22 protein-coding genes and 1 riboswitch are annotated in these 23,665 nt (G+C 71.3%); of the genes, 16 read left to right on the top strand and 6 right to left on the bottom strand.

What is annotated here, in order from left to right; genetic code table 11:
- Positions 1-53: 53 nt before the first annotated feature.
- The 5 genes from ACZ6ZR_RS09555 (at position 54) to ACZ6ZR_RS09535 (ending at position 4,551) form a co-directional block, all read left to right on the top strand.
- On the top strand, positions 54-1,247 hold the full coding sequence (locus ACZ6ZR_RS09555; protein ID WP_465641114.1) for a L,D-transpeptidase: 1,194 nt from the start codon (positions 54-56) through the stop codon (positions 1,245-1,247).
- Between the two features lie 145 nt (positions 1,248-1,392).
- A complete protein-coding gene (locus ACZ6ZR_RS09550; RefSeq protein ID WP_465641112.1) occupies positions 1,393-2,697 on the top strand; it encodes a L,D-transpeptidase in 1,305 nt (434 codons plus the stop codon).
- Between the two features lie 321 nt (positions 2,698-3,018).
- Entirely contained in the window at positions 3,019-3,432 is a 414-nt protein-coding gene (locus ACZ6ZR_RS09545; protein WP_465641110.1) for an ATP-binding protein, read from the top strand.
- 233 nt (positions 3,433-3,665) lie between these two features.
- Positions 3,666-4,001 (top strand): excalibur calcium-binding domain-containing protein, encoded by a 336-nt coding sequence (locus ACZ6ZR_RS09540; protein ID WP_465641108.1) that lies wholly within the window; start codon positions 3,666-3,668, stop codon positions 3,999-4,001.
- 46 nt (positions 4,002-4,047) lie between these two features.
- Positions 4,048-4,551 carry a DinB family protein gene (locus tag ACZ6ZR_RS09535; RefSeq protein WP_465641106.1) on the top strand — a complete coding sequence of 168 codons (504 nt, stop codon included), beginning with the start codon at positions 4,048-4,050 and terminating at the stop codon, positions 4,549-4,551.
- Positions 4,552-4,566: 15 nt separating this feature from the next.
- Here ACZ6ZR_RS09535 and ACZ6ZR_RS09530 read toward each other — a convergent pair whose 3' ends face one another.
- From ACZ6ZR_RS09530 to gcvT, 5 genes are all read right to left on the bottom strand, one after another.
- Entirely contained in the window at positions 4,567-5,430 is an 864-nt protein-coding gene (locus tag ACZ6ZR_RS09530) for an AraC family transcriptional regulator (RefSeq protein WP_465641104.1), read from the bottom strand.
- An 87-nt stretch (positions 5,431-5,517) separates the two neighbouring features.
- Positions 5,518-6,885, bottom strand: coding sequence for an L-serine ammonia-lyase (locus ACZ6ZR_RS09525; protein ID WP_465641102.1), 1,368 nt, complete (start codon positions 6,883-6,885; stop codon positions 5,518-5,520).
- A 137-nt stretch (positions 6,886-7,022) separates the two neighbouring features.
- The gene (locus ACZ6ZR_RS09520) at positions 7,023-8,288 is read right to left on the bottom strand and encodes a serine hydroxymethyltransferase (RefSeq protein WP_465641100.1); all 1,266 of its coding nucleotides are present in this window, start codon (positions 8,286-8,288) and stop codon (positions 7,023-7,025) included.
- Positions 8,289-8,374: 86 nt separating this feature from the next.
- On the bottom strand, positions 8,375-8,752 hold the full coding sequence (gene gcvH / locus ACZ6ZR_RS09515; protein WP_465641098.1) for a glycine cleavage system protein GcvH: 378 nt from the start codon (positions 8,750-8,752) through the stop codon (positions 8,375-8,377).
- 96 nt (positions 8,753-8,848) lie between these two features.
- On the bottom strand, positions 8,849-9,958 hold the full coding sequence (gcvT, locus tag ACZ6ZR_RS09510) for a glycine cleavage system aminomethyltransferase GcvT (protein ID WP_465641096.1): 1,110 nt from the start codon (positions 9,956-9,958) through the stop codon (positions 8,849-8,851).
- Between the two features lie 151 nt (positions 9,959-10,109).
- Positions 10,110-10,213: riboswitch (glycine riboswitch) on the bottom strand.
- A 171-nt stretch (positions 10,214-10,384) separates the two neighbouring features.
- Here gcvT and ACZ6ZR_RS09505 point away from each other — a divergent pair.
- From ACZ6ZR_RS09505 to ACZ6ZR_RS09465, 9 genes are all read left to right on the top strand, one after another.
- Positions 10,385-11,194: an enhanced serine sensitivity protein SseB gene (locus tag ACZ6ZR_RS09505; RefSeq protein ID WP_465641094.1), complete on the top strand. Its 810-nt coding sequence runs from the start codon at positions 10,385-10,387 to the stop codon at positions 11,192-11,194.
- Positions 11,195-11,339: 145 nt separating this feature from the next.
- Entirely contained in the window at positions 11,340-12,107 is a 768-nt protein-coding gene (locus ACZ6ZR_RS09500) for an enhanced serine sensitivity protein SseB C-terminal domain-containing protein (protein ID WP_465641092.1), read from the top strand.
- A gap of 369 nt (positions 12,108-12,476) precedes the next feature.
- The gene (locus ACZ6ZR_RS09495) at positions 12,477-13,454 is read left to right on the top strand and encodes an ABC transporter permease (protein WP_465641090.1); all 978 of its coding nucleotides are present in this window, start codon (positions 12,477-12,479) and stop codon (positions 13,452-13,454) included.
- A gap of 89 nt (positions 13,455-13,543) precedes the next feature.
- Complete coding sequence (locus ACZ6ZR_RS09490; RefSeq protein WP_465641088.1) at positions 13,544-15,316, top strand: ABC transporter substrate-binding protein; 1,773 nt, start codon at positions 13,544-13,546, stop codon at positions 15,314-15,316.
- A gap of 107 nt (positions 15,317-15,423) precedes the next feature.
- Positions 15,424-16,422 (top strand): ABC transporter permease, encoded by a 999-nt coding sequence (locus ACZ6ZR_RS09485; protein WP_465641086.1) that lies wholly within the window; start codon positions 15,424-15,426, stop codon positions 16,420-16,422.
- Positions 16,419-17,492 (top strand): ABC transporter ATP-binding protein, encoded by a 1,074-nt coding sequence (locus ACZ6ZR_RS09480; RefSeq protein WP_465641084.1) that lies wholly within the window; start codon positions 16,419-16,421, stop codon positions 17,490-17,492. Before ACZ6ZR_RS09485 ends, ACZ6ZR_RS09480 begins: the two co-directional genes overlap by 4 nt.
- Before the next feature lie 34 nt (positions 17,493-17,526).
- A complete protein-coding gene (locus ACZ6ZR_RS09475; protein ID WP_465641082.1) occupies positions 17,527-18,561 on the top strand; it encodes an ABC transporter ATP-binding protein in 1,035 nt (344 codons plus the stop codon).
- A 67-nt stretch (positions 18,562-18,628) separates the two neighbouring features.
- On the top strand, positions 18,629-19,438 hold the full coding sequence (locus tag ACZ6ZR_RS09470) for a class I SAM-dependent methyltransferase (RefSeq protein ID WP_465641080.1): 810 nt from the start codon (positions 18,629-18,631) through the stop codon (positions 19,436-19,438).
- A 51-nt stretch (positions 19,439-19,489) separates the two neighbouring features.
- Positions 19,490-20,149 carry a trimeric intracellular cation channel family protein gene (locus ACZ6ZR_RS09465; protein ID WP_465641078.1) on the top strand — a complete coding sequence of 220 codons (660 nt, stop codon included), beginning with the start codon at positions 19,490-19,492 and terminating at the stop codon, positions 20,147-20,149.
- Here ACZ6ZR_RS09465 and ACZ6ZR_RS09460 read toward each other — a convergent pair.
- Positions 20,085-20,906, bottom strand: a complete 822-nt coding sequence (locus tag ACZ6ZR_RS09460; protein ID WP_465641076.1) for an IclR family transcriptional regulator — start codon at positions 20,904-20,906, stop codon at positions 20,085-20,087. The two genes, ACZ6ZR_RS09465 and ACZ6ZR_RS09460, sit on opposite strands and share 65 nt — an antisense overlap.
- A 146-nt stretch (positions 20,907-21,052) precedes the next feature.
- On the opposite strand from ACZ6ZR_RS09460, the gene ACZ6ZR_RS09455 reads away from it, so the two are divergent.
- Positions 21,053-22,237, top strand: a complete 1,185-nt coding sequence (locus ACZ6ZR_RS09455; protein ID WP_465641074.1) for a cysteine desulfurase family protein — start codon at positions 21,053-21,055, stop codon at positions 22,235-22,237.
- A gap of 189 nt (positions 22,238-22,426) precedes the next feature.
- Positions 22,427-23,563 carry a tRNA 2-thiouridine(34) synthase MnmA gene (gene mnmA / locus ACZ6ZR_RS09450; protein WP_465641072.1) on the top strand — a complete coding sequence of 379 codons (1,137 nt, stop codon included), beginning with the start codon at positions 22,427-22,429 and terminating at the stop codon, positions 23,561-23,563.
- Positions 23,564-23,665: the final 102 nt, after the last annotated feature.

Genomic DNA, 23,665 nt, shown 5'->3' with positions numbered 1-23,665 from the left:
GGGTCGTTATGCCGGGCGGTTGTTGACGGCAGAAGTGGGTACGGAGGAACGGCATGCGCTCCCGGGTGGCGGTCGTGGTGGCGGTCGGGCTCTGCCTGCTGAGCGCCTGCACCAGCGAGCGGCAGGGCGTGCCGAGCACGGACGCCGCCGCGTCGACCGCTCCGGCGGTGTCCCGGGCGGTGATCACCAGCGCCCCGGCCGACGGGGCGCAGGAGGTGCCGGCCGAGGGGCCGGTCCGGGTGACGGTGGCCCAGGGGAAGCTGGTCTCCGTCCGGCTGGCCGACCAGAAGGGCGCGGAGGTGCCCGGGAAGATCGGCCCGGACGGCTCCTGGGTCCCGGACGGGCGGCTCGCGCTGGCCACCGCGTACACCCTGGACACGGTGGCCGAGGACCAGGCCGGGCTGAAGGCGGCCCAGCACGCCGCCTTCGCGACGCTCGCCCCCGACCACACCTTCGCCGCCTTCTTCACCCCCGAGGACGGCTCCACCGTGGGCGTCGGGATGCCCGTCTCGCTCCGCTTCACCCGCCCGATCACCGACCGCGCCGCGGTGGAGAAGGCGGTCTCCGTCACCACCGACCCGCCGGTGCCGGTGGCCGCGCACTGGTTCGGCGGCCGGCGGCTCGACCTGCGCCCGGAGAAGTACTGGGCGGCCGGCACCAAGGTGACCCTGTCGCTGCGCCTCAAGGACGTGCAGGGCGCCCCGGGGGACTACGGCACCCAGTCCAAGGACGTGCACTTCACCGTCGGCCGCTCGGTGGTCTCCACCGTCGACCTGGACGCGCACACCATGACGGTCCGTCAGGACGGGCGGGTGCTGCGGACCCTGAGGGTCTCCGGCGGCAGCCCGGAGTTCTCCACCTACCTGGGCACCATGGTGATCTCGGAGAAGTTCTCCGTCACCCGGATGAACTCGCAGACCGTCGGCCTCGGCGACGAGTACGACATCAAGGACGTCCCGCACGCGATGCGGCTGACCTCCTCGGGCACCTTCGTGCACGGCAACTACTGGGCCGCCCGGGACGTCTTCGGCAACGCCAACACCAGCCACGGCTGCATCGGCCTGGCCGACGTCAAGGGCGGTTCGGACAGCTCCCCGGCCGGCTGGTTCTTCGAGCAGTCCACCGTCGGCGACGTGATCGAGGTGCGCGGGCGGCAGGGGGACCGGGTGCCGGCCGACAACGGCCTGAACGGCTGGAACCTCAGCTGGGACCAGTGGCGGTCGGGCAGCGCGCTCGGCGTGCGCTGACGGCGCACGGGACGGACACCGCCCTCCCGCCGGGTGTTCACCGGAACTCCCCCGATATCCTTCGCGCACCGCGCCCGGGCCGGGTGCAACCGAACCGGCGGCCGACGCGTATAGAGAGCGTGGACATCCGGATGGGGAGCGCACAGTGAAGCCGGTGCAGGCGGCCGACGCCGCGATAGTCAGAGGCCGACGGGCCGCCGTGGCCGTGCTGGTCGGAGGCGCGCTGTTGCTGACGGCCGCCTGCGGCGGCGCGTCCGACGCGGGGGGCTCGGGCGGTGCCGCCGGAACGGCGGGCTCCGGCGGGCAGGCCGCGAGCACGGGCGGCGCGGCCACGGCCGGCGGCTCCGGCCAGCCCTCGGGGGCGGCCTCCGGCCCCGCCGAGAGCACGCCGAAGAACTCGGCCGCGGTGCTCACCGTCACCCCCAAGGACGGTACGCAGGACGTCAACCCCAACGACGCGCTGAACGTCGCGGTGGCCCAGGGCACGCTGACCACGGTCGAGGTGACCGACAAGAACGGCAAGGCGGTGCCCGGCAAGACCACCGCCGACGGCAAGAGCTGGAAGCCGGACAGCCCGCTCAAGGTCGGCATGACCTACCAGGTGAGCGCGCAGGCCAAGGACGGCGACGGCCTGGTCTCCGCGGCCACCTCCAGCTTCACCACGCTGACCCCGGCCAAGCTGGTCTCCAGCAACGACAACATCTCGGACGGCGGCACCTACGGCGTCGGGATGATCGTCTCGGTCAACTTCTCCAAGCCGGTGAAGAACAAGGACGCGGTGGTGCAGGGCATCACCTTCGAGAGCGCCAACGGCACCGTGGTCAAGGGCCACTGGTTCGGCACCCAGCGGCTGGACTTCCGGCCGGAGAAGTACTGGAAGCCGGGCACCAAGGTGACCATCAAGTACCGGCTGAAGAACGTCGAGGTCTCGCCCGGGGTCTTCGGCGACGTGGACCGGGACGAGCCGTTCACCATCGGCCGGGAGCAGATCAGCGTGGTGGACGCGGCCACCCACCAGATGACGGTGCAGCGGGACGGCAAGGTCTCCAAGACCATCCCGATCACCGCCGGGGACGACCAGAACCCGTCCTGGAACGGCACGATGGTCATCTCCAGCAAGGAGAAGGTCACCCGGATGAACTCGGCCACCGTCTCCAACATCAAGGGCTCGGAGTACGACATCTCCGACGTCCCGCACGCCATGCGGCTGACCAACACCGGCACCTACGTGCACGGCAACTACTGGGGCAGCGCCTTCGGCAAGTCCAACGCCAGCCACGGCTGCATCGGCCTCCAGGACACCAAGGGCGGCAGCGACGGCTCCACGGCCGGCAAGTTCTTCGCCGACTCGATCGTCGGTGACGTGGTGAAGATCCAGAACGCCAAGGGCAAGACGGTCTCGGGCGAGAACGGCCTCAGCGGCTGGACCGTGCCGTGGAGCGCCTGGTAGGTCTCCGGCGCACTCCGGCACACCGGAAAATGGCTCAACTGTTCGGCCCGGGCCCCCTGTTGGGGGTTCGGGCCGTTCTGTTGTGCGAGTCGGAGGTGCGTTGCGTCTGTCATATGCCAAATGAATAGTGATCGTTTACTCATTGTCAGTACGCGGGCGCTCGCAGTCCGCAATGATTGGCGCATGGCGGGATGGGGCGAAGCAGAGTGGGCATCACTTCCGGCAGCCGGAACGACTGCTGACGGCCCGTCGGACATCGCGGAAGGTGGGGTGCTCGCCCTGGAGACTCTGGAACGACTCAGCCCGCAGGAGGTCGAGCGCGTGCACTTCGGCCGACTCTGCGCCCAAGTCGCCGCCGAGGAGGAGGTGTTCCTGCCCTCCCGCCCCGAACTCGTCGGCACCGCCCGGCGGGTGGTCCTCACCGTCCTGCAGGGCTGGCGGCTCCACCAGTTACTGGAAGTCGGCGAGCTGCTCACCGGCGAGCTGATGGCCAACGCCGTCCGCCACACCGGCGGCCGCACCATCGGCCTGCGCCTCACCCGCCGCCCCGGCTGGCTCCGGGTCGAGGTCCGCGACTCCTCCCGCGCCCTGCCCTGCCTGGTCCTCGCCGAACCCGGCGGCGAGACCGGCCACGGCATGCTCCTGGTCAACACCCTCGCCGAGCGCTGGGGTGCCGACCTGCTGCCGCGCGGCAAGGGCGTCTGGTTCGAACTCAAGATCCGCGAGCGCACGTAGCCCCGAAGGCCCGGCCCCGAAAACAGTGCGGGGCCCCCGGATGGCCGTGGTGCGGCGTGGGGGCCCCTGCAGATGTCACCGCGCCGGCCAAGGGGGTGCGTGCCGCGCGGGTGTCGATGGACTGACTATCGCACGGTCTCAGGATGTGGGCAAAATCGAACGAAAGGTTTGTAAGCTAGTTCACCTTCGCTAATCGCGTGGATTCGCCTGCCTCCCTTTGATTATTCAGCCAGATGCGGTTGTGCATCCACCTCGCGCTCCGCGCACCCTGGTCGTCCTCGAACCGGCACGCGGCGGGGTGGTCGGCGGACCTTGACCGCCTGGCCGGCGGCGGGACACCCACCCCGGCGAACGGCCGCCCCGCCGTCCCGGTCGCCGCGACGCCGGTGCCGGTGCCGGTGCGGCCGGAGACCGCTGAGCCGAGCAGTCCGCCGGAGGGCAACTCCTCGGTGTCCTACGCGAACTGTGACGCCGTCAGGGCGGCCGGCAAGGCGCCGTTGCGGGTGGGGCAGCCCGGGTACAGCAGGAAGTTGGACAGGGACGGCGACGGGGTGGCGTGCGAGCCGTAGGAAATGTGCTCGACAGGGCGGGCGGGGTCGGCCAGGATGCGGCGCGATGACTCGAACCGATATGCCCCAGACCCTGGACGAGCGCACCACGCTGCTCACCTTCCTCGACTACGCCCGGGCCACCGCACTGGCCAAGGTCGACGCGCTGGACCCGGCGGACGCCGCGAAGGTGCAGCTGCCCGGCTCGCCGTTGATGACCCTCGGCGGGCTGATCAGCCATCTGCGGTGGGTGGAGCACTGGTGGCTGGACGTGGTGCTGCTCGGGGGTGAGGACCGGGCGCCGTGGACCGAGGAGGACCCGGACCGGGAGATGCGGATCGGGGCGGAGGTCCCGATCGCCACCCTGGTGGCCGAGTACCGGGAGCAGATCACGCGCCACCGCGAGCTGGTGGGCGAGCTCGACCTCGACACCTGGGCCGTCGGCACCGTCCGCGGCGGCACCCGGGTCAACCTCCGGTGGATCCTGTTCCACCTGGTCGAGGAGATCTCCCGGCACAACGGCCACCTGGACCTGCTGCGCGAGCTGGCCGACGGCTCCACCGGCGACTGACCGTCCGTCAGGACGTCAGCGCTCCAACGGGATCCAGAGCTGGGCCGTGGTGTCGGAGCCGTCCGGGAAGGACCCGAGCGCGAGCAGCTCGGGCCCCGGGCGGCTGCGGTAGGCGCTGGACGGGAACCACTGGGTGAAGACGTCCCGCCAGAGTTCCTGGAGGGCCTGCGGGAACGGGCCCGAGGTCTCGAAGACGCCCCAGTCGCCGGCCGGGACCACCAGGGTGTCCAGCCCCTCCGGCACCGGATCCGGTGCCACCACGGCCTGGTAGTAGTCGAGTTCGGTCCCCTCGGCCCGGCTCGGGTCGAGGCCGTCGCAGACCGAGAGCATCCCGGCCGGCTCCGCCCCCGGCGCCGCCAGCCCGGCGATCCGCTCCAACTCCTCGCGGCCCACGCCGCGCAGGAACTCGGCGATGTACGGGTTCTCCCCGCGGTGCACCAGGGGCACCCGGGCCATCCGGCCCGCCAGGGTGAACTCGGGCTTGTGCACGATCCGGTACCGCATGCTGCTGTTCCCTTCGACGACGAGTCGGAAGGAGAGCCGGGGCTGCGCCGTCAGCTCGGCGCCGCTGCGCCGGGCCTCGCCCGGCCCGACCCCGTGCACGGCCCGGAACGCGCGCGCGAACGCCTCGCCCGAGCCGTACCCGTACCGGACCGCGACCTCCAGCAGCGTCCGCTCCCCGGCGAGCACCTCGGCCCCGGCCAGCGTCAGCCGCCGGCGCCGTACGTACTCGGAGAGCGGCATCCCGGCCAGCGCCGAGAACAGCCGCCGGAAGTGGTACTCCGAGGTCAGCGCGATCCGCGCCAACTCGGCCACGTCGAGCGGCAGTTCGAGCTGCTCCTCGATCCGGTCCAGCGCGCGGTTCAGGCCGTCCAGCACCCGGGTCTCCTTCCCTGATGCACCCACCGTAGAAAAGCGGAGCGGGCCCGGACCCGACAGTCCGTGCCCGCTCCGGTCAGTTCGGGATCAGCACTCGATGACGTTCACGGCGAGGCCGCCGCGCGAGGTCTCCTTGTACTTCACCTTCATGTCCGCCCCGGTCTCCTTCATGGTCTTGATCGCCTTGTCGAGGGAGACGTGGTGGCGGCCGTCGCCGCGCAGCGCCATCCGGGCGGCGGTGACGGCCTTCACGGAGGCCATGCCGTTGCGCTCGATGCAGGGGATCTGGACCAGGCCGCCGACCGGGTCGCAGGTGAGGCCGAGGTTGTGCTCGATGCCGATCTCGGCCGCGTTCTCGACCTGCTCGGGGGAGCCGCCGAGCACCTCGGCCAGGCCGCCCGCCGCCATCGAGCAGGCGGAGCCGACCTCGCCCTGGCAGCCGACCTCGGCGCCGGAGATGGAGGCGTTCTCCTTGAAGAGCATGCCGATCGCGCCGGCGGCCAGCAGGAAGCGGACGATGCCGTCGTCGTCGGCGCCCGGGATGAAGTTGGTGAAGTAGTGCAGGACGGCCGGGATGATCCCGGCGGCGCCGTTGGTCGGGGCGGTGACGACCCGCTGGCCGGAGGCGTTCTCCTCGTTGACGGCCATCGCGTAGAGGGTGACCCACTCCATCGCGTTGGCCGGGCCGATGCCCTCGGCGCGCAGCGCGCGGGCGCCGGAGGCGGCCCGGCGGCGGACCTTGAGGCCGCCCGGGAGGATGCCCTCGCGGTTCATGCCGGCCGTGACGCACTCCTGCATGACCTTCCAGATCTCCAGCAGCCCGGAGCGGATCTCGGCCTCGGAACGCCAGGCCTTCTCGTTCTCCAGCATCAGGCCGGAGATGGACAGGCCGGTCTCCCGGGTGAGCCGCAGCAGCTCCTCGCCGGTGCGGAAGGGGTAGCGCAGCGCGGTGTCGTCCGGGACGACCCGGTCGGCGCCGATCGCGTCCTCGTCCACCACGAAGCCGCCGCCGACGGAGTAGTAGGTCTTCTCCAGCAGGGTGGCGCCCTCGGCGTCGAAGGCCCAGAGGGTCATGCCGTTGGCGTGGTAGGGGAGGGACTTGCGCCGGTGCAGGACCAGCTGGGTGTCCAGGTCGAAGGCGATGTCCTGGACGCCGAGCAGGTGCAGGCGCTTCTCGGCCTTGATCCGCTCGACGTCCACGTCCGCCTGGTCGACGTCGACGGTGCGCGGGGAGTTGCCCTCCAGGCCGAGCAGGACGGCCTTCGGGGTGCCGTGGCCGTGGCCGGTGGCGCCGAGCGAGCCGAACAGCTCGGCCCGGACGGAGACGGTCTGGGCGAGCAGGCTCTCGGACTTGAGGCGGCGGGCGAACATCCGGGCCGCGCGCATCGGTCCTACGGTGTGCGAGCTGGAGGGGCCGATACCGATGGAGAAGAGGTCGAAGACGCTGATGGCCACGGAGGTGACGTCCTTGTCTGGTCTCGTGGGTGGAACGGGCAGGCATGGCACGGGGCACCGCGCGCCACGATTCCAGTGTGCGCGGTGCCCCGGCCCTGACATAACGACGGTCCGGTGGCCGTCAGGCCACCGGGGGACTACAGCTCCGGGTAGAGCGGGTACTTCGCGGCCAGCGCGGTGACCCGGGCCTTCAGCGACTCGGCCTTGGCCTCGTCGAAGGAGGGCAGCAGGGTCTCGGCGATGACGTCCGCGACCTCGCGGAAGTCATCGGCCTGGAAGCCGCGGGTGGCCAGGGCCGGGGTGCCGATCCGCAGGCCGGAGGTGACCATCGGCGGGCGCGGGTCGTTCGGGACGGCGTTGCGGTTCACCGTGATGCCGACCTCGTGCAGGCGGTCCTCGGCCTGCTGGCCGTCGAGCTCGCTGTTGCGCAGGTCGACCAGGACCAGGTGGACGTCGGTGCCGCCGGAGAGCACGGAGACCCCGGCCGCCTTGGCGTCGTCCTGCAGCAGGCGGGCGGCGAGCGCCTTCGCGCCCTCCAGGGTGCGCTGCTGACGGTCCTTGAACTCCTCCGAGGCGGCGACCTTGAAGGAGACCGCCTTGGCCGCGATCACGTGCTCCAGCGGGCCGCCCTGGAAGCCGGGGAAGACCGAGGAGTTGAGCTTCTTGGCGAACTCCTGCTTGGCCAGGATGATGCCGCCGCGCGGGCCGCCCAGGGTCTTGTGCGTGGTGGAGGTGACCACGTCCGCGTACTCGACCGGGTTCGGGTGCAGACCGGCGGCGACCAGGCCGGCGAAGTGGGCCATGTCGACCCAGAGGTACGCCTCGACCTCGTCGGCGATCCGGCGGAACTCGGCGAAGTCCAGCTGGCGCGGGTAGGCGGACCAGCCCGCGATGATGACCTTCGGGCGGTGCTCCTTGGCGAGGCGCTCGACCTCGGCCATGTCGACCAGGCCGGCCTCGTCGACGTGGTACGCGACCACGTTGAACTGCTTGCCGGAGAAGTTCAGCCGCATGCCGTGGGTCAGGTGGCCGCCGTGCGCCAGGTCCAGGCCCAGGATGGTGTCGCCGGGCTGGGCGATGGCGAACAGCGCGGCCTGGTTGGCGGAGGCGCCCGAGTGCGGCTGGACGTTGGCGTACTCCGCCCCGAACAGCTCCTTGACCCGGTCGATCGCGATCTGCTCGGCCACGTCGACGTGCTCGCAGCCGCCGTAGTAGCGACGGCCGGGGTAGCCCTCGGCGTACTTGTTGGTCAGGACCGAGCCCTGGGCCTCCATCACCGCGACGGGCGCGAAGTTCTCGGAGGCGATCATCTCGAGGGTGGTCTGCTGGCGGTGCAGCTCGGCGTCGACCGCGGCGGCGATCTCCGGGTCGAGCGCGTGCAGGGACTGGTTCAGGACGGTCATGTTGGGTCTTCCCCTGGGGCGGTGCGGGCAGTGGACCTAGGGAAGGGGCGGCCGCCGCGCTGCGGCCGCCCCCGTCTACCGGTGGGTCAGGCGCCGATGAAGGCGTCGTACTCCGCGGCGGTCAGCAGCTTGCCGGTCTCGGCGATCTCGACCTTGAACAGCCAGGCGTCGCCGAACGGTTCGTTGTTGACCGAGGCCGGGTCGTCGATGACGGCCTGGTTGATCTCGGTCACCGTGCCGGTGACGGGCGAGAACAGGTCGCTGACCGACTTGGTGGACTCGAGCTCGCCACAGGACTCACCGGCGGTGATCTCGTCGCCGACCTCGGGCAGCTGGACGTAGACGATGTCACCGAGCGCGTCGGCGGCGTGCTTGGTGATGCCGACCGTCGCGACCGCACCGCTCTCGGCGGTGGTCAGCCACTCGTGCTCCTCGGTGTACTGCAGGTTCGTGGGGTTGCTCATGACGTCATTCTCCAGGATCGCAAGAGGGTAGGGCGAAGCCGTCCGCTGAGCGGACCGGGCGTTTCGGGATGTGAGGGGCCGGGATGTGAGGAGGCGTTAGCGGGCGCGCTTGTAGAACGGCAGCGCGATGACCTCGACCGGCTCGTGCTTGCCGCGCACGTCGACCGCGACCGCGCTGCCGGGGGCGGCGTGCGCCGCGTCCACGTAGGCGATGGCGATCGGCTTGCCCAGGGTGGGGGAGGGGGCGCCGGAGGTGATCCGCCCGATCGGGGTACCGTCCGCGTCGACCACGGCGTACTCGGCCCGCGGGACCCGCTTGCCCTCGGAGACCAGGCCGACCAGCTTGCGCGGCGGGTTGGACTCGGCCTGCGCCGCGGCGGCCTCCAAGGCCTTGCGGCCGACGAAGTCGCCCTCCTTCTCGAACTTGACGACCCGTCCGAGGCCGGCGTCGAAGGGGGTCAGCTCGGTGGTCAGCTCGTGCCCGTACAGCGGCATGCCGGCCTCCAGGCGGAGGGTGTCGCGGCAGGAGAGGCCGCAGGGGACCAGGCCGGCTTCGGTGCCGGCCTCGGTCAGCGCGGTCCACAGGTGCTCGGCGTCGGCCGGGGCGCAGAAGACCTCGAAGCCGTCCTCACCGGTGTAGCCGGTGCGGGCCAGCCAGACCTCCCGGCCCGCGACGGTGGCGGGCAGCAGGGCGTAGTACTTGAGGCCGGGCAGGTCGGCGTCGGTGACGGAGGCGAGGATGCCGTTGGCCTCCGGGCCCTGGACCGCGAGCAGCGCGTAGGCGTCCCGGTCGTCGCGGACCTCGGCGTCGAAGCCGGCCGCGCGCTCGGTCAGCGCGTCCAGCACGACCTGGGCGTTGGAGGCGTTGGCCACCACCATGTACTCGGCGTCGCCGGTCCGGTAGACGATCAGGTCGTCCAGGATGCCGCCGTCCTCGCGGCAGATCATGGTGTAGCGGGCGCGCAGCACGCCGAGCGCGGAGATGTGGCCGACCAGCGCGAAGTCGAGCAGCTCACCGGCCTGCGGGCCGGTCACGGTGATCTCGCCCATGTGCGAGAGGTCGAACAGGCCGGCCTTGGTGCGGACGGCCAGGTGCTCCTCGCGCTCGCTGCCGTAGCGCAGCGGCATGTCCCAGCCCGCGAAGTCGGTCATGGTGGCACCGAGCGAGCGGTGCAGTGCGTCGAGCGCGGTCAGGCGAGGGGACATGGCGACGGAACTCCTTGGCCGGAAACGGGCATGCGGGGGTGGAGTCTCCCCGTCTGTCGTCGCAACCTGAGAGCTTCACCGCCCATCCAAGGATGGCGGCTTGCACCGTGGGTGGGCGCACGGCGCGGCCGTGTCCACTTTCCAGATCTGCCTCGCCCGTGCGGTAGGGGTGCCTGAGAGATTCCGGGGAGGACTTGCTCCTTCGGCGCCGGCCCAGCGCACGGGGCGCACTCCGGACTCTCCCGCGCGGGTTCGAGCGGCCAGTGTGAAGTTGTCGAGCGGGGTCATCATGGCACGAGACCCGGCCCGGACGGGAGAGGGGCCCGCCCGCTGGGTCAGGTCTGCCCCGGACCACGTCACTCCCGCCCCCGCAGGCGTCAGACAGGCCCTAGGCTGAGCCCGCACAGCTACAGAGGGGCGCGACCGATGAACCAGCCTGGCGAGACCGGGGTGCAGGGGTGGGCCGAGCCCGGTAGTGCGCCGGCCGGGGGGAGCTGGCCGGCCAACGAGCTGGAGCAGGTGCTGACGGCGGCGCTGGGCGATCCGGGGGCGACGCCGCGGGTGATCGAGGTGCTGGCGCGCAGTCAGATCTGGATCCCGCTGCCGGCCGGGGCCGACCCGCAGGGCGAGGGGCTGGACCTGCCGACCATCGAGCTGGCCGGGTCCCCGTACGTGCCGGTGTTCTCCTCGCAGGAGCTCTTCCTCCAGCTCGCGCCCGGCGTGCCGTTCGCGATCGCACCGGCCTGGGAGTTCGCCCGCGGGCTGCCGGTCGGGGTCGGGATCGCGGTCAACCCGGAGGCGCCGGTGGGCATCCCGGTGCCGCCGGAGGGGGTCGGCGAGCTGCGCCGCGGGCCGCTCGCGGAGCGCTGGGAGCAGCAGCCGGAGGGCGGTGCCCGGGTGGCGCTGCGGGAGCCGGAGCCGGCCGAGGAGCCGTACGCCTTCCTCGGTGCGGCGATCACCGAACTGGCCGAGCTGCCGGGGGTGCTGACGGCCCGTCGGGCGCTGGCCGGAGTGGAGCTGGACACCCCGGTGCTGTTCGTCGGGGTGCAGCTGGACCCGGCCTGGCCGGCCGATCCGGGGCAGGTCAACGAGGCGCTCGGCCGGGCGCTCGGAACCATGCCGCCGCGGTGGGGCGTCCACCTGGTGCTGCTCGACCTGGTGGCCGACCCGGTGGTGGAGTGGATGCTCACCCGGGTCCGTCCGTTCTACGTCAGGTCCGGGACGGTCCCGGGCTGACGTCCGAACTGACCACCGAACCGTTACGCGCCGGTACGGGGCGGCGGTATGACGGCTGTCGGGCTCGGCCAATAGGCTTCCCCCCGACAACCACGGACGGCCACGGGTGGCCGAGCGCGAGACGGGACGGCGGGCGGAGCACGGCATGAGCGCGGGAGCGGCGGCAGACGGCGCGATCGAGCGCGCCCTCGGCGAGGTCGCGCCGGAGCGCTACGACGCCTACGAGCGGCTGCTGGGGGCGCTGGCGGCGGGCCGGGTCTGGATGCTGCTCTGGCACGGGCAGCCGGGGAGCCCGGACGCCCAGTACGGGAACATGGAGATCGGCGGGCACGGCTACGCCCCCGCCGTCACCTCCCCCGACCAGCTGTCGCTCTGCGGCTGGACCAGGAGCCACGAGGTGATCTCCGGGATGGAGATCGCCAACGCGCTGTACCGCACCCGCTGGGGCCTGTGGCTCAACCCGCACGTGCCCGGCGGCGGGGTCGGGGTGCCCTGGGCGGACCTGCGCCGGATCGCCGGCGGTCTGGACCGGCTGCCGGCCGGGCCGCTCCAGCTGGCCGAACCGGCTGTCCAGGCACCGCAGTTCTACGCCCAGCTGCAGCGCGAGGCGGCGGCGGTGCGTCCGCTCCGGGCGCTGCGGCAGGCCTGGGTGCGCCCGGCCGTCGGTGACGCCTACCTGGCCGTCGGGCTGGACATGTACGACACCTCGCCGCCGTCCGTGGAGGCGGCCCGGGCGCTGGTGCAGCGTGCGGTGGCGCACGCCCCGGCCGGGCTCGCGGTCTCCACCGTGCTGCTGGCCGACGAGCTGGACCCGGTGGCGATGTGGCTGCGCGCCTTCGCCCGCCCGTTCTTCGACCGCGAGTCGGCGAACCACCCGCCGCAGGGCTACTGGCCGCACCAGCCCTGGCGCTGACCTGGGCCTCCGTCCTTTCCCGAGAGGGAAGTCGACGGAGTGTACCGGCGACCCTTCGCACCCGTCTTGACAGTCGAGTAACACCTGTGTGAAGAACGCTATTCGCCAGGACACGGCCGTGCATGCGGACAGATCACAGTTGGGCATCCTTCGGTTGTCAGGTCTGGCGTAAGGCCTCCCCGATGCCAGAGAGTCTGCGCAGTGCAGTGCGGGGCTTACCTCAGCTGCCAGGCAACTCCCTTGCTTCTCAGCACCTTTCGCAATCGCGATTCCGGACCGTAGCCATGTCTGGGCCCTACCCGGGCCCGGTGCTCGGCGTACGAACGGCACCGTGGCCGGCCACCGTCGGCGAGGGGAAACGAAAGACACATGAGCACTTCCACCAAGAGCATCGACGCTCCGGAGGCCCCCGAGGCCCCGGCCAAGCGGATCGAGGGCCGGTCGCCCGGCCGGATCGCCTGGGACCGCCTCAAGCGTGACAAGGTCGCGCTGGCCGGCGGCATCGTGGTGCTGCTGCTGATCCTGGCCGCGATCCTCGCGCCCGTGATCACCGGGCTGCTCGGACACCCCGTGGACGAACCGCACCCGGACCAGATCAACCCCGATCTCGGCCTCCCCAAGGGGGCGTTCGGCGGCATCAGCGGCGACTTCCTGCTCGGCGTCGACCCGACCTTCGGCCGCGACGTGTTCAGCCGGATCGTCTACGGCGCCCGGATCTCGCTCACCGTGGCCTTCCTGGCCGCCGGTGTGTCGGTGGTCATCGGCGTGCTGGCGGGCATCGCGGCCGGCTACTTCGGTGGCTGGGTCGACGCGGTGATCAGCCGGGTGATGGACGTCCTGCTGGCCTTCCCGCAGCTGCTGTTCTCCATCGCGCTGGTCTCGGTGATGCCCAACTCCGTTCTGGGGCTGGAGGGCAGCGCCGTCCGGATGGCGATCCTGGTGCTGGTGATCGGCTTCTTCGGCTGGCCCTACATCGGGCGCATCGTCCGAGGTCAGGCCCTGTCGCTGCGCGAACGCGAGTTCGTCGACGCGGCCCGCAGCCTGGGCGCCGGCTGGCCGCACATCCTGCTGCGCGAGCTGCTCCCCAACCTGGTCGCCCCGATCCTGGTCTACGCGACCCTGATCATCCCGACCAACATCCTGAGCGAGGCCGCCCTCAGCTTCCTCGGCGCGGGCGTGAAGCCCCCGACCCCGTCCTGGGGCCAGATGCTCTCCGAGGCCACCCGGATCTACCAGGTCGACCCCACCTACATGGTGGTGCCCGGTCTGGCCATCTTCATCACGGTGCTGGCCTTCAACCTGTTCGGCGACGGGCTGCGCGACGCGCTCGACCCCAAGGGCAACTGACCCCCGGTCAGCCGTCCCGCGAACTGCCCTCCGTACCAGGACCTTTCGAGACTGTTCAACCCCAGCACGACCATCAGGAGGAAGTACCCATGACGCGAAACCGGACGCTCGCCGCCGCCGCCCTGGTGGCCACGCTGGCCGTCACCCTGACCGCCTGCGGCGGCAGCGCGGACAAGAAGGGCACCAGCGGCGAAAGCTCCAAGGCGTCGGCCGGCGGCTTCAACGCGGCGGTCGACAAGGTGCTCAACCCGTCCGACAAGAAGGGCGGCACGCTCAACCTCTGGAGCACCACCGACGCCGACTCCTGGGACCCGGGCCGCGCGTACTACGCGTCGATCTGGAACATGCAGCGCTTCTACGCCCGTACCCTGCTGGCCTTCGACTCGAAGCCGGGCAAGGGCGGTCTGGAGCTGGTGCCGGACCTCGCGGCCGCCAAGCCGGAGATCTCCGCCGACGGCAAGACGTACACCTTCAAGCTCAAGAAGGGCGTCAAGTTCGAGGACGGCTCGGCCATCACCTCGAAGGACGTCAAGTACGGCATCGAGCGAGTCTTCGCCCAGGACGTCATCTCCGGCGGCCCGACCTACCTGGTGAACAGCCTCGACCAGGGCCAGGGCTACAAGGGTCCCTACACGGACACCACCCCGGACAAGATGGGCCTCAAGACCGTCGAGACCCCGGACGACTCCACCATCATCTTCAAGCTGGACAAGGCCGACTCGGCCTTCCCGTACCTGCTCGCGATGGGCACCGCCTCGCCCGTCCCGCAGAAGTCGGACACCGGCTCCAAGTACGGTGAGAAGCCGGTCTCCTCCGGCCCGTACAAGTTCAAGTCGATCGAGCCGGGCAAGTCCGTCGAGTTCGTCCGCAACGAGAACTGGGACGCCTCCACCGACCCGTTCCGCAAGGCGCTGCCGGACGTGGTGAAGCTGACCATCACCACCAACGCCGACGACATGGACAAGCGCCAGCTCGACGGCTCGGTCGACCTCGACTTCGCACAGACCGGTCTCTCCCAGGCCGCCCAGGCCCAGGTGCTGACCAACGACAAGCTCAAGGCGAACACCGACGACCCGTACAACGGGTTCATCCGGTACATCGCGATGGTCCCGAAGATCGCCCCGTTCGACAACGAGCACTGCCGCAAGGCGGTCATGTACGCGGCCGACACCACCGCGCTGCAGACCGCCCGCGGCGGTCAGGTGGCCGGCTCGCCGTACGGCTCGATGCTGCCCCCGAACATCCTCGGCTCGGACAGCTACGACCCCTTCACCCTGCTCGACGGCAAGCCCGACCTGGAGAAGGCCAAGGAGGAGCTGAAGGCCTGCAACAAGCCGGACGGCTTCAAGGCCACCATCGCGGTCCGCGGCAACAAGGACAAGGAGATCAAGTCCGCCGTCGCCCTGCAGACCGCGCTGAAGGCGATCAACGTCGACATCACCCTCGACCAGTACGACGGCAAGCTGCTGGCCTCGGTGGCCGGTTCGCCGGAGGTCGTGAAGAGCAAGAACTACGGCCTGATCGTGGCCGGTTGGGGTGCCGACTACCCGACGGGTGCCGGTTACATGCAGCCGCTGATGGACGGTCGCTTCATCACCGCCAACGGCAACAGCAACTACCCGGAGACCAACGACCCGGAGATCAACGCGCTGTTCGACAAGGCCGGTGCCGAGCCGGACGCCGCCAAGGCCGCCGAGATCTACAAGCAGATCAACCACAAGGTGACCGACATGGCCGTCTACCTGCCGGTGGTCGCGGACAAGGCGCTCAACTACCGCAACCCGCGCCTGACCAACGTGTTCATCAACGACGCGTTCGGCATGGTCGACTTCCAGGCCCTCGGTACCTCCGACGGCAAGTGACCTGCCCAGTCCCGTAGTTCGCACAGCTAGTCCGAAGGGCAGGTGAAGGCGCCGCCCGGGCCGGGCACCCCACGAGGGTGCCCGGCCCGGGGGCGGCGTCGACCGCAGTGCTCGTGTACATCATCCGACGGCTCGTCAATGTCGTCGCCATGCTGGTGGTGGTTGCGGCCGTCACCTTCGGCATCTTCTTCATGGTGCCGAAACTGACCGGGAGCGACCCGGCGCTGCTCTACGTCGGCAAGATCGCCGACCCGGCGGCCATCGAGGGCATCCGTCACAAGATGGGCCTCGACAAGTCCGTCATCGAGCAGTTCTGGCTCTTCCTCAAGGGCCTGGTCATCGGACGCGACTACAGCACCGGCGTGGACGTCACCCACTGCTCCGCGCCCTGCTTCGGCTACTCGTTCAAGACCGAGCGCGAGGTCTTCCCGGTGCTGCTGGACCGGCTGGGCGTCACCGCCTCGCTGGCCCTCGGCGCCTCGATCCTCTGGGTCGGCTTCGGCACCATGACCGGCATGATCTCCGCGCTCAAGCGGGGCTCCGCGCTGGACCGCTTCACCATGACCACGGCCCTGGCCGGCGTCTCGCTGCCGATCTACTTCACCGGCATGCTGGCCAGCGCGATCTTCGTCTACCAGCTCGGCGTCTTCCCGAACGACTACGTCCCGTTCGCCGACGACCCGATCGCCTGGTTCCAGAACCTGGTGCTCCCCTGGGTCACCCTGGCCTTCCTCTACGCGGCCAACTACGCCCGCCTCACCCGGGCCACGCTGCTGGAGGTGCTCGGCGAGGACTACGTCCGCACCGCCCGGGCCAAGGGCCTCGGCGAGGGCACGGTGATCCGCAAGCACGCGATGCGCTCCACCCTGACCCCGATCCTGACCGTCTTCGGCATGGACCTCGGCGGCCTGATCGGCGGCGCGGTGCTCACCGAGTCCACCTTCAACTTCCGCGGCCTGGGCTACGAGGCGGTCTCCTCGATCGCGGCCAGCGACCTGCCGGTGATCATGGGCGTGACCCTCTTCGCGGGCTTCTTCATCATCCTGGCCAACCTGCTGGTTGACATCCTGTACGCCGCTGTCGACCCCCGCGTGAGGCTCGCATGACCGAGATCCAGATCGACAAGTCCGGCGCCGCGCAGCCCGGTTCGGCCTACCTGGAGGTCAAGGACCTCCGGGTGCACTTCCCCACCGACGACGGCCTGGTCAAGTCGGTGGACGGGCTCAGCTTCTCGCTGGAGAAGGGCAAGACCCTCGGCATCGTCGGCGAGTCCGGCTCCGGGAAGTCCGTCACCTCGCTCTCCATCATGGGCCTGCACCGGATGGGCAAGCGCGGCGCCCCGCGGATCACCGGCCAGGTCTGGCTGGACGGCGAGGACCTGATCGCGGCCGGCCCGGACCGGGTCCGTCAGCTGCGCGGCCAGAAGATGGCGATGATCTTCCAGGACCCGCTGACCGCGATGCACCCGTACTACACGGTCGGCACCCAGATCGTCGAGGGCTACCGCGCCCACCACCCCGGCACCTCCAAGAAGGAGGCCCGGACCAGGGCGATCGAGATGCTCGACCGGGTCGGCATCCCGCAGCCGGACAAGCGGGTGGACTCCTACCCGCACGAGTTCTCCGGCGGCATGCGCCAGCGCGCGATGATCGCCATGGCGCTGGTCAACGACCCCTCGCTGCTGATCGCCGACGAGCCCACCACCGCCCTGGACGTCACCGTCCAGGCGCAGATCCTGGACTTGATCCGGGACCTGCAGAAGGAGTTCGGCTCGGCGGTCATCATCATCACGCACGACCTGGGCGTGGTGGCCGAGCTGGCCGACGACATCCTGGTGATGTACGGCGGCAAGTGCGTGGAGCGCGGGCCGGCCGGGACCCTCTTCGAGTCCCCCGAACACCCGTACACCTGGGGCCTGCTGGGCTCGATGCCGCGCCTCGACCGGCCGCTCCAGGAGCGCCTGGTTCCGGTCAAGGGCACCCCGCCCAGCCTGATCAACGTGCCCTCCGGCTGCGCCTTCCACCCGCGCTGCCCGTACGCGGACCGCACCGGCGGCCGCTCCACGTCCGAGGTTCCGAAGCTGGCCGAGGCCGCGCCCGGACACCACGCCGCGTGCCACCTGCCGATCGCCGACCGGCACCGCATCTTCACCGAAGAGATCGCGCCCCGGCTGTGAGCGTCGTCCGTACCACCCCTCAGGAGAAGACCCCATGACGGACTCATCGACGACGGCGGCGACCGTGCCCGCTCCCGCGCCGGCCTCCGACCGTGAGCCGCTGCTCCGGGTGACCGGTCTGACCAGGCACTTCCCGATCACCAAGGGTCTGCTGCGCCGTCAGGTCGGCGCCGTCCGCGCGGTGGACGGGATCGACTTCGAGGTCCGCGCGGGGGAGACCCTCGGCGTGGTCGGCGAGTCCGGCTGCGGCAAGTCCACCATGGGCCGCCTGGTCACCCGGCTGGACGAACCGACCGGCGGCAAGGTCGAGTTCGACGGCCGGGACATCACCCACCTCGGTGTGTCGGGGATGCGCCCGCTCCGCCGCGACATCCAGATGATCTTCCAGGACCCGTACTCCTCGCTCAACCCCCGGCACACCGTGGGCACCATCGTCGGAGCGCCGTTCCGGCTCCAGAAGGTCTCCACCGAGCACGGCGTCAAGCGCGCGGTGCAGGACCTGCTGGAGCTCTGCGGCCTCAGCCCTGAGCACTACAACCGCTACCCGCACGAGTTCTCCGGCGGCCAGCGCCAGCGCATCGGCATCGCCCGCGCGCTGGCCCTCAAGCCGAAGATGATCGTGGCGGACGAGCCGGTCTCTGCCCTGGACGTCTCCATCCAGGCCCAGGTGGTCAACCTGCTCGACGACCTCCAGAACGAGCTCGGCCTGACCTACCTGATCATCGCGCACGACCTCTCGGTGGTCCGGCACGTCTCCGACCGGGTCGCGGTGATGTACCTCGGCAAGGTGGTGGAGATCGCCGACCGGGACTCGCTCTACACGGCGCCGATGCACCCGTACACCAACGCGCTGATGTCCGCCGTCCCGGTGCCGGACCCCCGGCGCAAGGAGCAGCGCGAGCGGATCCGGCTCACCGGTGACGTGCCGTCACCGATCAACCCGCCGAGCGGCTGCCGCTTCCGCACCCGGTGCTGGAAGGCCCAGGACATCTGCGCGAGCGAGGAGCCGCGGCTGGTCGCTCCGAAGGCCGGGCACCAGGTGGCCTGCCATTTCCCTGAGAACAGCTGATCTCCACCGCTTAGACTGCCCGTCGGCACGACCGGGTCACTCCGGTCACAGATGGGCTGTTCAACACGTGGTGGATTTCCAGGAGTTCGAGCGCGGCGGCTGGGCACGGCGCAGCGGTACGTACGACGGCGGCTTCGGTGCGATGACGGCGGGACTGCACTCCCGCATGCTCGCCGAGGCCGCCGTCGGCGCAGGTACGAGGGTGCTCGAAGTGGGCTGCGGCACCGGGCGGTTGGGCCTGGCCGCGGCGGCGCTCGGGGCCGAGGTGACGGCCACCGACGTGGTCGAGGAAATGGTGGCCGAGGCGGCCCGGGTGCTGCCCCGGGCGGTCACCGCCGGTCTGCCCGGACTGCCGTTCGCGGCAGGTGGGTTCGAGGCCGCCGTCGGTGCCTTCGTGATCAACCACGTGCCCGACCCGCCGGCCGCCGTCCGCGACCTGGCCCGGGTGGTGGCCCCCGGCGGGCGGGTGGTGCTCTCCTGCTGGGACTCCCTGGCGGCCAACCGGGCCCAGGGCCTGTTCTTCGACGCCTTCGCCGAGTCCGGGGCCACCCGCCCGGCCGGTCTGCCGGGTGACGCCCCGTTCGCCCCGTACGCGGCCCCCGGGCCCTTCGCGGAGCTGCTCCGCTCGGCCGGGCTGACCGGGGTGGCGGTGCACCGGGTCGGCTGGACCCACCGGGTCGACCCGGGCCGCTGGTGGAAGGACGTCTTGGAGGGCACCGTGCTCACCTCCTCCCTGATCGAGGGTCAGCCCCCGGAGACGGCCGCCCGGATCGAGCGGGCGTACCTGCGGCTGGCCGCCCGGTACGCGGCCGCGGACGGCACCGTGGAGCTCCCGGTGGCCGCCCTGCTGGCCGTCGGCCGGGTGGCCACGGACTGACCTCCGGGGCGGCTCGTCCTCGTTCGGGTGACGGCGCGGTAAGAATTGACGGTGACTTCGCAGCTCTTCCCACCCGACGTGCAGCAGACCCTGGACCTGATCGGCATCTTCGTCTTCGCCCTGTCCGGGGGCCTGCTGGCCGTCCGCAAGAACATGGACATCTTCGGCATCTGCGTGCTGGCCGAGGCCACCGCGCTGGGCGGTGGTGTGATGCGCGACCTGGTGATCGGGGCCACCCCGGTGGTCGCCTTCACCAACCTCGGGTACTTCATCACCCCGTTGCTGGCCGGCGTGGTGGTGTTCTTCCTCCACCCCGAGGTGGAGCGGATCAACCGCAGCGTGCAGACCCTGGACGCGCTCGGTCTCGGCCTGTTCTGCGTGACCGGCACCGCCAAGGCGCACGACTACGGCCTCGGCTCGGTCTCCTCGGTCGCCCTCGGCATGCTGACCGCGGCCGGCGGCGGGGTGATCCGCGACGTGCTGGCGCACGAGACGCCCTCGCTGCTGCGCTGGGACCGGGAGATCTACGCGGTGCCGGCCCTGGTCGGCGCGGCCATGGTCGCGGCGCTGACCGCCACCGGCGCCCTCACCACCGCCACCGCCACGGCGGCCGCGCTGACCGCCTTCGTGCTGCGGATGCTGGCGCTCAAATACGGCTGGCGGGCGCCGCGTGCTTGGCACCGCAACGGTTCTCGCACCAGCGAGGAGTAGGGGAGCCGCCGTAGGCCAGCGAGATCGCCTCGGCGGTGCAGAGCAGCTCCGGCACCAGCTTGGAGAGCTCGGCGACCGGGGTGGTGACGGCCGCCGCGGAGATCGAGAAGGCGGCGATCGCGGTGCCCTCGGTGCCGACGATCGGGGCCGCGATGCAGTTCACCGTCTCCTGGTACTCGGCCTCGTCCACCGCCCAGCCCAGGCGCCGCACCGAGGCCAGCTCGCCCCGCAGCTCCTCGGCGGTGCGCAGCGAACGGCTGGTCCCGGCGGTGAACTCCTGGCCCTCCAGAAAGGCCGTCAGCTGATCCTCCGCCAGATCGGCCAGCAGCACCTTGCCCACGGCGGTGGTCACCGCCGGCACCCGACGGCCGATCCGCACCGAGGGGTCGGCCCAGGAGCCGGGCCGGTCGGAGTGGCGGCTCTCCACCTTGTCCAGGTAGAGCACCTCGCCCTCGTCCAGCACCGCCAGCTGCACGGTGTGCCCGTACCGCTCGTTCAGCGCCGCCAGGTACGGGGCCGCCACCTGGCGCACGTCGATCCCGTCCAGGGCCTGCTGGGCCAGCGAGAACAGCCGCCCGCCGAGCCGGTAGCGCTGGTCGGACTGGCGGTGCACGAAGCCGTGCTCCTGGAGCGTGCGCAGCAGACGGAGCGCGGTGGACTTGTGCACCCCGATCCGGGAGGCGGCCTGCTCCAGCGAGGCGGGACCCTGGCCGAGCGAGGCCAGGATGGTCAGTGCCCGGTCCACCGTCTGCGACATGGCAGCCCCTCCCCTGAGCGGGCGCGGCAGTGCCCGGATGCGGCAGGAGGCTAACGGCGCGTTGCACGGGGTGCAATGGCCAAATCGTGATACTGGACGGCCGATCGGCAGGACGCCGCCCGCCCGGCCCCTACACTTGGTCCGCTATGCCATACCTGGATCACGCGGCCACCACTCCGATGCTGCCCGAGGCGATCGCCGCCATGAGCGCGCACCTCGGGGTGGTCGGCAATGCCTCCTCGCTGCACGCGGCCGGACGCCGGGCCCGCCGGGTGGTGGAGGAGTCCCGCGAGTCGCTGGCCGCCTCCCTCGGCGCCCGCCCCAGCGAGATCGTCCTCACCGCCGGCGGCACCGAGTCCGACAACCTCGCGGTCAAGGGCCTCTACTGGGCCCGCCGGGACGCCGACCCGGCCCGCCGCCGGGTGCTGTGCAGCCCGGTCGAGCACCACGCGGTGCTGGACGCCGTGCACTGGCTCTCCGAGCACGAGGACGCCCAGGTCGAGTACCTGCCGGTGGACGCGTACGGCCGGGTGCACCCGGACGCGCTGCGGGAGGCCGTCGAGCGCGACCCGGCCTCGGTCGCCCTGATCACCGTGATGTGGGCCAACAACGAGGTCGGCACCATTCAGCCGATTCGTGAACTGGTCGACGTCGCACGGGAGTTCGGAATCCCGATGCATGCCGACGCGGTGCAGGCGCTCGGCCAGGTGCCGGTCTCCTTCGCCGACTCCGGACTGGACGCGCTCACCGTGACCGGGCACAAGATCGGCGGCCCGTACGGGGTCGGCGCACTGCTGCTCGGCCGGGGCGTCGGCCCCGTCCCGCTGCTGCACGGCGGCGGGCAGGAGCGGGACGTCCGCTCCGGCACGCTCGACGTCCCGGCGGCGGCGGGCTTCGCGGCGGCGGCCGGACTGGCCGTCGAGCGGCGGGCCGGGTACGCGGCGGAGGTCGGCGCGCTCCGCGACGAACTGGTCGCCGAGGTGCTGGCCGCCGTGCCGGACGCGGTGCTGAACGGCGACCCGGCGGCGGAGGGGCGGCTGCCCGCCAACGCGCACTTCTCCTTCCCCGGCTGCGAGGGCGACGCGCTGCTGATGCTCCTCGACGCCCAGGGCATCGAGTGCTCCACCGGCTCCGCCTGCTCGGCCGGCGTCCCCCAGCCCAGCCACGTCCTGCTCGCCCTGGGCGCCGACCCCCTGCTGGCCCGCGCCTCCCTCCGCTTCTCCCTCGGCCACACCTCCACCCGCGCCGACATCGCCGCCCTCGCCGCCGCCATCGCCCCGGCGGTGCACCGCTCCCGCAGCGCGGGATTGGCTGCCGCCGCCCGCCGCTGAGGCAGATGGCTCGGCAGGGCAGCGACCCAGGGGCGCGAGGAACTGCGCGAGTACGGAAGGCGGACCAGAGCCAGATCGGGGCATGCGAGCCAGTTGCACGTGCTGCCGTTCCCCCGCGCGCAGTTCCCCGCGCCCTTGGTGTAACCACTTTCGTCCGCCCCTGCGGGAGCACGTAGGCTGGACGCCATCATGACTGACTTCCCTGGTGCCCCCACTTCGCCCGGCAGCGGCCGGCTCCGCGTGCTCGCCGCGATGTCCGGCGGCGTCGACTCGGCCGTCGCGGCCGCCCGGGCGGCGGAGGCCGGGCACGAGGTGACGGGCGTTCACCTGGCGCTGTCCTCGAACCCGCAGTCCTTCCGCACCGGCGCCCGGGGCTGCTGCACCATCGAGGACTCCCGGGACGCCCGCCGGGCCGCCGACGTGATCGGCATCCCGTTCTACGTCTGGGACCTGGCCGAGCGCTTCCGCGAGGACGTGATCGACGACTTCGTCGCCGAGTACGCGGCCGGCCGCACCCCCAACCCCTGCCTGCGCTGCAACGAGAAGATCAAGTTCGCCGCGCTGCTGGACAAGGCGATCGCCCTCGGCTTCGACGCGGTCTGCACCGGCCACTACGCCCGGATCGTCGATCTCCCCACCGGGGAGCGGCAGTTGCACCGCGCGGTGGACATGGCCAAGGACCAGTCCTACGTGCTCGGCGTCCTCGACGCCGAGCAGCTCGCGCACTCGCTCTTCCCGCTCGGCGACACCACCAAGGACGTCATCCGCGAGGAGGCCGAGCGCCGTGGCCTGGCCGTCGCCAAGAAGCCGGACAGCCACGACATCTGCTTCATCGCCGACGGCGACACCCAGGGCTTCCTGGCCAAGCACCTCGGCACCGCCACCGGCGACATCCTGGACGCCGACGGCACCAAGCTCGGCGAGCACGACGGCGCCTACGGCTTCACCATCGGCCAGCGCAAGGGCCTGCGGATCGGCCGCCCGGCCGCCGACGGGAAGCCCCGCTACGTGCTGGACATCTCGCCGGTGAACAACACCGTCACGGTCGGCCCGGTCGAGGGCCTGGACGTCACGGGCCTGACCGCCATCCGCCCCCGCTGGTGCGGCGACGCCCCGGTGGGCGAGGGCTCCTACACCGCCCAGCTCCGTGCCCACGGCGACGAGGTGCCCGTCACCGCCGAACTGACCGACGGTCAGCTCCGCGTCAGCCTGGCCGCCCCGGCCCGCGGCATCGCCCCGGGCCAGGCCGTGGTGCTCTACGACGGCACCCGCGTCGTGGGCTCGGCCACCATCGCCACCACCGAGCGGCGGCAGGTCACGGTCTGATTTCTGGTGCCGGGCCCGAGGGCCGGACCTGGCATCATTGCTCCGTGAACGAACTTGTTTTCCGCTCCGACCATCCTCGTGGTGCCCGCGTCTGCGCGGGCC

It is taken from the genome of Kitasatospora sp. NPDC088742, assembly GCF_055584905.1.
This window is presented reverse-complemented; position numbering and strand designations above follow the sequence as displayed.